General features: G+C 40.6%; 9 protein-coding genes and 1 other RNA gene. 5 read left to right on the top strand and 5 right to left on the bottom strand.

Annotated elements, in window-relative coordinates; genetic code table 11:
• The 3 genes from HMPREF1551_RS12810 to HMPREF1551_RS12800 all read left to right on the top strand — a co-directional run.
• The coding region (locus HMPREF1551_RS12810; protein WP_021629608.1) for a leucine-rich repeat domain-containing protein at positions 1–679 on the top strand (679 nt) is incomplete at its 5' end.
• A gap of 106 nt (positions 680–785) precedes the next feature.
• On the top strand, positions 786–1,847 hold the full coding sequence (locus tag HMPREF1551_RS12805) for an MbnP family protein (protein WP_021629607.1): 1,062 nt from the start codon (positions 786–788) through the stop codon (positions 1,845–1,847).
• Positions 1,848–1,924: 77 nt separating this feature from the next.
• Positions 1,925–2,965: a cytochrome-c peroxidase gene (locus HMPREF1551_RS12800; RefSeq protein ID WP_021629606.1), complete on the top strand. Its 1,041-nt coding sequence runs from the start codon at positions 1,925–1,927 to the stop codon at positions 2,963–2,965.
• A 37-nt stretch (positions 2,966–3,002) separates the two neighbouring features.
• On the opposite strand, the gene gyrB is transcribed toward HMPREF1551_RS12800, so the two are convergent.
• Positions 3,003–4,973 (bottom strand): DNA topoisomerase (ATP-hydrolyzing) subunit B, encoded by a 1,971-nt coding sequence (gene gyrB, locus HMPREF1551_RS12795; RefSeq protein WP_021629605.1) that lies wholly within the window; start codon positions 4,971–4,973, stop codon positions 3,003–3,005.
• A 167-nt stretch (positions 4,974–5,140) separates the two neighbouring features.
• A complete protein-coding gene (locus HMPREF1551_RS12790) occupies positions 5,141–5,458 on the bottom strand; it encodes a hypothetical protein (RefSeq protein WP_021629604.1) in 318 nt (105 codons plus the stop codon).
• Between the two features lie 269 nt (positions 5,459–5,727).
• Here HMPREF1551_RS12790 and HMPREF1551_RS12785 point away from each other — a divergent pair, with 269 nt between their 5' ends.
• Entirely contained in the window at positions 5,728–6,588 is an 861-nt protein-coding gene (locus HMPREF1551_RS12785) for a neutral zinc metallopeptidase (RefSeq protein WP_021629603.1), read from the top strand.
• 57 nt (positions 6,589–6,645) lie between these two features.
• Positions 6,646–6,952, top strand: an RNA gene (rnpB, locus tag HMPREF1551_RS13260) — RNase P RNA component class A.
• A gap of 47 nt (positions 6,953–6,999) precedes the next feature.
• Here the strand turns inward: rnpB and HMPREF1551_RS12780 are convergent.
• The 3 genes from HMPREF1551_RS12780 to HMPREF1551_RS12770 form a co-directional block, all read right to left on the bottom strand.
• The gene (locus HMPREF1551_RS12780) at positions 7,000–8,220 is read right to left on the bottom strand and encodes an OmpA family protein (protein ID WP_021629602.1); all 1,221 of its coding nucleotides are present in this window, start codon (positions 8,218–8,220) and stop codon (positions 7,000–7,002) included.
• 15 nt (positions 8,221–8,235) lie between these two features.
• Positions 8,236–9,996 carry an outer membrane beta-barrel protein gene (locus tag HMPREF1551_RS12775; protein ID WP_021629601.1) on the bottom strand — a complete coding sequence of 587 codons (1,761 nt, stop codon included), beginning with the start codon at positions 9,994–9,996 and terminating at the stop codon, positions 8,236–8,238.
• Positions 9,997–10,251: 255 nt separating this feature from the next.
• On the bottom strand, positions 10,252–10,989 hold the full coding sequence (locus HMPREF1551_RS12770; RefSeq protein WP_021629599.1) for a TrmH family RNA methyltransferase: 738 nt from the start codon (positions 10,987–10,989) through the stop codon (positions 10,252–10,254).
• Positions 10,990–11,021: the final 32 nt, after the last annotated feature.

Genomic DNA, 11,021 nt, shown 5'->3' with positions numbered 1-11,021 from the left:
TTCCAAAGTAACTCCTGAAGACTATGAACTTAGCCAAGATAAAAAGACCTTAGTTAAGTGGAAAGGAGCCAATACAAAGAGTCTAGATATGGATATTATAGAGGCTTTCAAAGAGGTTACTAAGATAGGAGAAGAAGCCTTTTCTGGGAATAAAAATATAGAGTATATTATTCTCCCTAAAGGAATTACTACTATGGAAGATCAAGTCTTCATGGATTGCACTAATTTAAAAACAGTATCTATCCCTAAGACAGTAACAAGTATTGGAAGAGGAGCTTTCTCAGATTGTACAAACTTGCAAGAGTTGGAGCTTCCCAAAGGACTCACCGAACTCCCTGATACTTTCTTCTACGGTTGCAAAGCCCTTTCCAAAATTACGCTCTATGAAGGAATACAAACCATTGGTTATAACGCCTTTAGTCAGAATGCCATAAAAGAGATTATTTTCCCTGCTTCTCTTAAAAAATTAGATACTGATGTAGTAGAATGGTGTTCAAATTTAGAGAAAATAGTGTTCAAGGGAGCTACTCCGCCTTCTATTGAATATAGTTCTTTAAAAAGAAAAGTAGAAGAACCTTCTCTGAAAATATTTGTTCCTAAAGGAAAAAAACAAACTTATATTAATAGTTCTGAAGAATGGAAAGATTTAGAAGAACTTATTGTAGAAAGTGAATCTTAAAAAACAATTATTCTTTTAACCACCTAATATTCCCCCTATTTTTATACTTTAGGGATAGAAAAACATCCCCTAAAACCTAATTTTTAAAATTTTAATTTATATAAAAATGAGAAAATTCAAAACACTCCTCATGGCTATCACTACAGTGGCCGCACTCTCTTCATGTAGTAAAGACGATAATAACTCAAAGCAAGGTGAAAAAAAGCCTGATTCTGAATTAAAAGGTGAAGGAAAAATCTCCTTACAATTTGAAAATTATGTAGGTGACAAAAAATTAGTCTTGGGAACTGGTCCAGCTAATGCTGAAGCATACACTTCCAACGGACAAACCCTCAAATTCTCTGAAGTAAAGTATGTAATTACCAACGTAGTACTTGTAAAATCCGATGGTACTAAAGTACCTTACAACACAGAAGATTTGGACAAAGGAGGCTTTTTAATCAACCAAGAAAATGTTGCTTCTTTAAGCCCTGTCCTTAATAATATTCCAGAAGGAGATTATCAAGGAATTGAATTTGGTTTAGGGGTAAAGAAAGACCTTAATGATCTTAAGCTTCAAGAAAAGTTCCCTAACTTCTACAAACTTACAGGTAAATACTCCTTTGAAAACGGAAAAATCATGCACTGGGAATGGGCTAATGGTTACCGCTTTGTAAAACTCGAAGGCTGGTACACCAACCCTACACCAGGTAAAAATAAGAAAGGAGAAGACCTCCCTGCTGTCACTGATGGAGAACTTTCTATCCATATTGGTAGTGCCTTTAAGGGTACAAAAATAAAGGGAGAAGATGGTAATACAAAAGAAATAAAAGATCTCATTCTCAATGCTGATAGAGATGCTTTCCGCTTTGTTTCCTTAGACTTTCCTAAAAATCTCACTGTAAAAAAAGGAACTACTGCCAAGGTAACTATCAAAGCTGATTTTGACAAACTCATCAATGGTACCAATAAAATTTCCTTAACCGGAAAAATACCTGTAATCCATAACCTTAACAATATGTTCCCTTTTGTAAATAATATAGGTGGAAACCAGGGAATTGATGGAAAACAAATCATCACAAAAATATTCCCCACTGATGAAAAACCTAATCCTGAAACCCCTCTATCAAACTTAGATAACAGCAAATTGGACAAAGTAGGGATGTTCTCCATCCTTAGTGTAAAATAATTGCTTTCCTCTCCATATGTAGGCCTGCACTTAATAATAGTTGAGTGCAGGCTATTTCTAATTTATTTTATATACCTATGAAAAACATACTAAAATTCTCCCTTTTACTCCCCTTTTTATACGCCTGCAACAAAAACACAACTGATATCCCTAAAGAAGAAGCCTTACAACTGACCAATCCAAGGCTATCACTTTCGATTCCTTCCAATTTCCCTCCTCTCAATCCTCTTATTGAGACTGCCTATCCTACCGAGTATGGCGTAGCCTTAGGCGACAAACTCTTCCACGAGGTACGCCTAAGTCGGGACAACTCTATCTCTTGTGCTACTTGCCATATCCGCGGACAGGCCTATGCTGATAGAAACCCACGTGCTGTGGGGGTCGCTGGAAAAATAGGCCTTCGCAATACACCTCCTATTCAAAATATGGCCTTCCTGACCGAATATATGTGGGATGGTGCCGTGGTCGATCTCAAGGAACAGCCTATAACTCCTATCGTTACCCATGAGGAAATGGACTCTTCGCTCTTAGAAGTAAAGGAAAAGCTCAAGGATGATCCCTATTATAAGGAGGCATTCACTAAGGCTTTTGGCGATGCCCAAATCACCTCTGACCGCATCTTAGGAAGTATCGCCCAATTCATGTATACCCTGATCTCAGCCAACAGCAAATATGACCGTGTCACACGCGACCATACCGCTACCTTCTCCCTTTTGGAACAACAGGGATACGAGCTATTTCAGTCCAAATGTGCTTCCTGTCATAAGGGTACCCTCTTCACCGACGAATCTTTTAGAAATATTGGCTTCCCCGAACACCCCGACAGGGTAGAAGAATCAGGAAGAGGGCGCGTTACAGGTAGCGAAGACGACCTTTATCGCTTTCGGGTACCCTCCTTACGCAATATCGCCTATACGGCTCCCTACGGCAGTTTTGGCCAATTTGCTTCCCTGAAAGAAGTATTGGACTACTTCGATCAGGGGGTATTGGATTACCCCAACTTAGACCCTATCCTGAAGAATAACAACCGACGTATTCCCCTCACCGAAGCGGAGAAAGAGGCACTTATCGCCTTTATGCAAACCTTAAGCGATCCACAATTTATCGGAAGAGAGTAAATATAAAAAGAGCGGCCAGTCGGTCGCTCTTTATTTCTTAAGCATCTATCTTTGCGTATTTAGCATTTTTCTCGATAAACTCTCGGCGAGGTGGTACATCATCCCCCATCAGCATAGAGAAGATCCTATCGGCCTCTACCGCATTTTCTATATGTACTTTTCTTAGGATACGGTGCTCCGGCTTCATGGTAGTATCGGCCAGCTGATCCGCATTCATCTCTCCCAAACCTTTGTAGCGCTGTACTGTTACCTTGGTTTGTGCTTGCTCATAGAACTCCTTGGTAAGGGTATCACGCTCTTCGTCCGACCAAGCATACTGTTCTTTTTTCCCTTGCTTAAGCAGATAAAGCGGAGGGGTGGCAATATACACATGTCCTTCCTCTATCAGCTCGCGCATATAGCGGAAGAAAAAAGTCAAAATCAGTGTAGCAATATGCGAACCATCCACGTCAGCATCGCTCATGATAATTACCTTATGATATCTTAGTTTGCTAATATTGAGTGCTTTTGAATCCTCTTCGGTACCTATGGTAACCCCCAAGGCAGTATAGATATTTTTGATCTCTTCGTTCTCGAACACTCGGTACTGCATGGCCTTCTCCACATTGAGGATCTTACCACGTAGCGGCAAAATCGCTTGGAATTTCTGGTCGCGCCCTTGCTTGGCTGTACCTCCCGCAGAATCCCCCTCGACTAAGAAGAGTTCACAGTTAGCCGGATTTCTATCTTGACAATCGGCCAATTTGTTAGGTAAGCCTGCCCCTCCCATAGGAGATTTACGCTGTACGGCTTCACGGGCTTTCTTTGCGGCCAAGCGAGCTTGAGCAGCTAATATAACCTTATTGACAATCGTCTTGGCATCTTCGGGGTTCTCTTCCAAATAGCTTTCTAACATATCAGAAACAGCCTGCGAAACAGCTGCTGTCACCTCACGGTTCCCCAATTTGGTCTTGGTCTGCCCCTCAAACTGGGGTTCGGCTACCTTAACCGAGATAATGGCCGTAAGTCCTTCTCGGAAGTCATCCCCTGAGATTTCCAAAGGATTCTTCTTGTCCTTGTTAGCCTTTTCAAGCAAACCCGATTTGTCGGCATAGTTCTTCAGCGTACGAGTAAGCCCCATACGGAAGCCTTGTAAGTGAGTACCTCCTTCGTGGGTATTGATGTTATTGACATACGAATGTAGGTTCTCATTGAAGGAATCGTTATAAATCATGGCTACTTCCACAGGAATATCGTTCTTTTCCCCTTCCATAGCAATGATTTTCTTGATAATAGGGGTACGATTGCCATCCAAGTACTGGATAAACTCTTCTAATCCCTTTTCAGAGTAGAATTTTTGGCTCACAGGCTCCCCTTTTTCATTCTTATTGCGCAAGTCGGTCAAGGTAATGTGGATTCCCTTGTTCAAAAAAGCCAACTCTCGGATACGATTGGCCAAGATATCATAGTTGAACTCTACCGTTTGCTGAAAAATTTCTGTATCAGGCAAGAAAGTAACCTTAGTACCACGCTTATCTGTAGCCCCTTTTTCTTTGACTTGATAGAGGGCTACCCCACGTTCATATTCTTGTTCCCATATCTTCCCGTCGCGGTACACAGTAGCAGTCAGGTGGGTCGAAAGAGCATTAACGACGGATACCCCTACCCCATGCAGCCCTCCAGAGACCTTATAAGAGCCTTTGTCAAACTTTCCTCCTGCCCCTATTTTGGTCATCACCACCTCAAGAGCGGAAACGCCTTCTTTCTTATGTATATCCACCGGGATACCACGCCCGTTATCCTCTACCGTTACCGAATTATCAGGGTTGATAATCACCGATATAGTGTTGCAATAGCCTGCAAGTGCCTCATCAATAGAGTTGTCCAACACCTCATATACTAAGTGGTGCAAGCCTCTCACCCCTACATCCCCTATATACATGGATGGGCGCACACGCACGTGCTCCATCCCCTCTAAGGATTGAATGTTATCGGCCGAATATTTGTTTGGATCTAATGGTTCGCTCATTACGTTTGCTAATAAAAAATTCGGACAAAGATACAATCTTTTTTTGTCATTCGCAAATGTTTTTTGCCAAAGTTATCAAGAATTTAGAGGTATAGAATTATAGGAAGTAACCAATACAGATGAATAACAAAAAAGATATAAAATAAAAATAACCTACAAAATGTAGGTTATACTTTCTTTTTGTATAGGTGCTTTCTCACTTCATCTGTCTTGAAGGGTAAGTCTAAGTTTTTTGCTTTAGCTAATTTATGAGCTATATTTCTATTTGCTATTTTTGACAACTCCATTATAGCTTCATATTGTTCTTTGGTTTCTTCTTCGAAAGCAGGCATAGGCTTCTTAATCCTTTTCTTTGTTTCGATAGGATTTTTTTTAGTCTTAGTTTCTTTGATTTTTGTAACTTTCGCAAAATCAAGTTTTTTAGCTTCTTTTATAAAAGCTAAGGCTTGAGGACTGTCGCTGGTGATGGTAATAGTATAAGCCATGAGATTCTTATTTTGAGTACAAATGTACAAAAATTATACCAAAGCACAACAAACCTCCCCTAATATACTCTCTTGTGCAACTTTCCTTTTTTTTAGAGAATCTTATATAATACATTGATTTTCAACAATTTAAACTACTTATAAAACTTAAGTACTGAATAAGATTTTAGAAAAGAATTTGGATCGTTTGCAATGAGAATATTAATATAAATAACTCATTTGTCATTAATCATTAAAAGTTGTATCTTTGTCCCCAAAAAAACAACCTTATGAAGTGGCAAGGAAGACGACAAAGTGACAACGTGGAAGACCGCCGTGGGGTGAGTACCACAGGAAAAGTGGCTGCCGGTGGCGGCTTGTTAGGAATTGTAATTGTCCTGCTCCAACTCTTTGGAGGGGAAACCGGACAGGCCGTCGCGCCTATCTTAGAGCAGTTCAACCAAACACAACAAACCTCCCAAGTAGCCAATGAGGCTGACCTTACAGAGGAACAAAAGGAAATCAAAGCCTTTACCGCAACCGTATTGGCCGATACGGAGGATATTTGGACTAAAATATTCAAAGACAACAATTTAGGAACCTACCAGAAGCCTACCTTAGTGCTCTTCACCAATGCAGTACAGACCGCTTGTGGAAACGCCAGCAGTGCTGTAGGGCCTTTCTACTGCCCTGGCAATCACAAGCTCTATATGGATATGAGCTTCTTCGAGGAGCTGCGTACACGCTTTGGTGCCAAAGGGGGCGACTTTGCCATCGCTTATGTAATGGCGCATGAGGTAGGCCACCATGTACAAACACTCTTGGGGACCTCCAAAAAGGTTCGCCAAGCCCAACAAGGACTCAGCCAAAAGGAGGCTAACAAACTCTCGGTAGCTCTCGAACTCCAAGCCGATTTCTATGCGGGAGTATGGGCGCACTATGACAAACAATATCTCGATGCCGACGATATAGATGAGGCCATAAGCGCTGCCAACGCCGTAGGAGACGATGCCATCCAAAAACGCATGCAAGGAGAGGTAGTCCCCGACTCCTTCACCCATGGTACCTCTAAGCAGCGAGTAGAATGGTTCATGAAAGGATATAATACAGGCGATATCAATCAAGGAAATACCTTTGATAGTGTAAAGTGAAAAGTGAAGAGTGAATAGCTTTTCGCTCTTCACTTTCCACTCTTCACTTAATAAAGTTGGGTAAATCAGCTTATCGCTGCCTTCGGGTAGAGGAAAGTCCGGACACCACAGAGCGCTATAGCGGGTAACGCCCGTCCGCCGTAAGGCGAGGACCAGTGCAACAGAAAGCAAGTACAGTTCGGCTGTAGTGAAATCAGGTAAACTCTATAGGGTGCAACGCCAAGTATACCGGCAACTAAGAGTGGCTCGCTCCGTGTCGGAGGGTAGGCGGTTAGAATGGCCTGGCAACAGTCCATCCAGATAAATGATAAGCTCTTTCTCCTGAAGGGAAAGCACAGAATCCGGCTTATGATTTACCCTTCTTTTTAACAATAAAAAATGCGAGATTTTCGAAAAATCTCGCATTTTTTATTAACGTATGATGACCGATATATCTACTCTTCGGGCTTTCTCCTTATCCACCGAATGGTCTATGCCTCTGAAAGCAGTAAGGATTCGCTGCAAAGCAATTCCGCGCTGCTCCAGCAAGCGAGCTACGCTTTCCGAACGCCTCATAGACAATTGATTATTGTAGGCGGAGGAACCCACATCACTCGCATAGCCTTCCAATAGAATGGACAGCTCTGGATTATCGTTAAGCATGCTTACTATTTGGCTGATAGCCTCTGTATCATGTGGCAGCGGACTATAGGCATTATTAGCAAAATAAATAGGTGTTTTCTTATGTCCGTACTTAGCCAACAAATCTTCTAATGTACGCCTTCTTTCCTCTGAAATAACAACATTCACTTCATTGTGAACAGGTGCTGCTATGCGCTGTGTTGCTACTTCATGTTGCTGTACTTCATTTTGTAACACTTCATTATTCGCTACTTTATGCTGTACTTCATTATTTCGTACTTTATTATCCTGCACTTGATTATTTGTTTGTTTTTTAGATACTAACAAAACGGAATCTAAGCGCTGTTGGATTTTTTCCAGTTTGTCTTTATTATTCAATGCAGCTAATGCGGCTATTGATACGGCTAATTGCTTTTGCTGGTTACTTAGATCATTTACAGATCTGTATATCGTACTCAATTGTTTTTGCAAAGCCTCCTCATTCGAATTATTAGCCACATTTTTAGTTGTATTCGGATTATTATTAGCTACCTGCTTAGCTGTATTCGGATTATTGGCTGCCTGCTTGGCTTTATTTGGATTATTATTAGCCACACGTCTGGCTGTATTGGAACCTCTAATCACGTATTTGACAGTATCTGTTACATGAATAACCGAAATGCTATCCTTTTTCATCATATAAGCCAATAGAAGATCCATTTTCCTATTTAGCTGTTCTACATCTGTATGAGTGGAGTCTGCATGTTGCGCTAAATAGTAAAAATTCTTTATTTCATTGGATTTATATATATTTGAAGCTGCTTCTTTTTGTTGAGATTTATGCAGATTAGTCAGTTTTTCCGATCTTATTTTTCTCAATTTAGCCTCCGCTACTTTTTGTAAAAGCAATTGTAACTCCCCTTCAGAGAGAACAATTTCTGTTTGTTGATGTGGTAGCTTATCTTGAGCATATATAAGAGTAGGAACAAACACTAATATAAATATAATCCCCTTTATTATGATATTATTCATAGTTTTGGGCTTTTTCTATTTAGGTTTATTTGTTTTTATAGGAGCATTCTTCACTGTAGGAACAATGATATTTGTTTTCTCCACACTTTCTTTCAAATTTTGGATAGCTTCAAGGACAGACTGATTCATTTTCTGTTGTTCTTCTATCTTTTTATTATTGTTATTGATTTCTAACAACAATTTTTCAAGCCTATCGATACGTTGATCTGGTGTTTTCCCTTCTCCTTCTTCTACTTTTTGAACTACTTCAGAGATTAAGGTTTGTAGTTGTTCTGGAGTCATTCTTACCAAATGTGTTTGGTCTCCTGCTGGATAAGGAATATGCTCTGCTACGTAATTGTTACGCAATTCTTCCCATTTTTTCTTTTCTTTTAGCAATAGATCTGCATTCTTCATATCATTCTGTCGGTAGGCCAATTGTATTTGTTTTTCTACCACAGCGATTTGTGCATTATAGTAGTCTATATCTTTTTGCTTTTGAGAGGCTATTGTTGTTTTAGGTGCTTGTTGAACCTTAGTTTGCTTTGCTTCCTGTTGGGCTTCCACATGAAGTTCGTTGGCAGGGTCTTGATAAGTATAGCTGTTTTCTTTAGCTAATTTGATGCGAATACCTGCACTATAGAAAATATTTTTTTGCAGCTTATTGGGAGAGCTCAAAGCGCTATGAGCCCCTTCATTATTAGCGGTATATAGGATATTAGCTACCCCGAACAGTTCTAAATGTTTACTTATGGGAATAGCCATTCCTAATCCTCCTTTTGCAAAAATACCAGATCTATTTTCAGCCGTTGCCACCTTTCCCTGATAGCTTTCGCCTGCCCTAAGGCGTCCTGCCCCTACGGTAATATAAGGTACCACGCCGTTTGACACATTAAGACGTGCCAAAAAGTCCGCCCCATAGAGCGAGAGCTTGTCAAAGTTCGTGCTTACTTTTTCATCCTCCATGGCTTGGTAATAGAACCCTCTTACACCTATGTATTCTGTAAAGTCGAATCCTAAGGAGATACCTGCCAAATAAGTATCACGGAAGTTGTTAGCATCATCAAAATCAATATATCCGATGGCAGGAGCAACGACCACCTTGAAGTTCTTAAGACTGGTATAAGAACGATCGAACTCGGTCAATTCGTTAGGATTGCGCCCTCCTAAATACCATTCTAAGCCTGCTGCAAGAGACCAGTTGTAGAGATTTCCTTTCGAGATATTATCTTTTATCCATTGATTATAAGGACTTGTGGGTGCTTCGGAGGTTTTATAAAGGACATTAGGCGCATCCGAATTGAAGCGATAGCCTTTTGCCTGAAGGTTGAGTGTAAGTCGTCTTAGCAAATTGAACTTAGCTCCCAAGCCAAAGGTAAAATAAATAGCATCTTGCTTAGTGGGATCTACCTTTACGGTCTGTATACCAGAGCCTAAGGTTACATAAGGCTGGAAAGAATACGTCATAGGGATATTCCCTTTGAGTTCTCCACCCCAGCGGTATACCGCTACATCGGAAGGTGAAAAAGCATCCCTTATATTATCAGGAAGCGAAAAACCATCTATGGTCGATTTCAATCCTAATGACTGACTGTACAAGCCGAGTAACTCTAAGTTTTTGCCAAAGCCAAAACCTACATAACCACCCGCCATAAAGCCATTCTCTATCGCTGATTTCTTATTCCACCATACATATTCTGCGGTAGGAGCTATCGCAAAACTAATATCCTTTACTTGTGCTGATACATTAGCTCCTAATGCAGTGGCCAAAAGGCCTATAAGAATTTTCTTTTTCATAAAATACTTATTTATTACGTTCTTTATTTTACAAACAATTGTTCTAAAACAGGGGCAAATATACAAAAATATTTATAGTTATAGCAAAAACTAATTATTATTTTTCTATTTTTCATTAACCTTTATAATCTTCCCTCTCCTACTCCCTTTTGCAACCTATATACTTGCCCTTGAGCTGCAATACAAATAAAAAATGCGAGATTTTTGTAAAATCTCTCGTTTTTTTTGTTTTTATAAGCTCACATTGGTCATTAATCATTGGTCATTATTTTTACCTATTACTTGACTTACTATAATCGCTCCCGCCATAGCGACATTAAGGCTTTCTGCCTGTTGGAGCTTGCCAAAGCGTGGTATAGTAATAGCCCCATTAGCCAAAGCGGCAACCTCTGGACTGACCCCATTGGCTTCGTTGCCCAAGACAATTACACAATCCTTCGGAAAAGGACTCGTATAGAGGTTCTCTCCTTCTAAAGTGGCTACATATACCGGTAAGGCACAAGTAGCCAAGAAACCCGCCAAGGGAAGGTAATGCACCCCCACCCGCGAGAGTGACCCCATGGAGGCTTGTACGACCTTGGGATTATAGCAATCCACCGTCTGCTCGCTGCACAGAAGTGTCTCTATACCAAACCAATCACACAGGCGGATCAGCGTACCCAAATTACCTGGGTCTTGGATATTATCTAAGGCCAAGATAAGTCCTTCTTGCAAGATACCCTTATGCTGGGGTTGGTGGAAAATAGCCACCCCTTCATCAGGATTTTTGAAACTGGTGAGCTTCAAGAGGTCTTCCTTGGTCACAAGGCTCAAGGGCTGCCCAGAGAGAACAGGGGAGAATGTTTCTGTTGCATAGATAGCTTCAGCTTTATAGCCTGCCTGGACAAACTCTACTATACTCTTCTTCCCCTCTACCACAAAGAGTCCTGTTTCGCTACGATGTTTCTTCTGAGAGAGTTTTTGTACTAACTTGAATTGGTTTTTGCTTAGCATATAGGATAAATAATCGCAAGGCAAATATACAA

The organism is Capnocytophaga sp. oral taxon 863 str. F0517 (assembly GCF_000466425.1).
GTDB lineage: Bacteria > Bacteroidota > Bacteroidia > Flavobacteriales > Flavobacteriaceae > Capnocytophaga.
The sequence above is the reverse complement of the archived record's forward strand: the minus strand, read 5'-3'. Positions and strand labels throughout refer to the sequence as shown.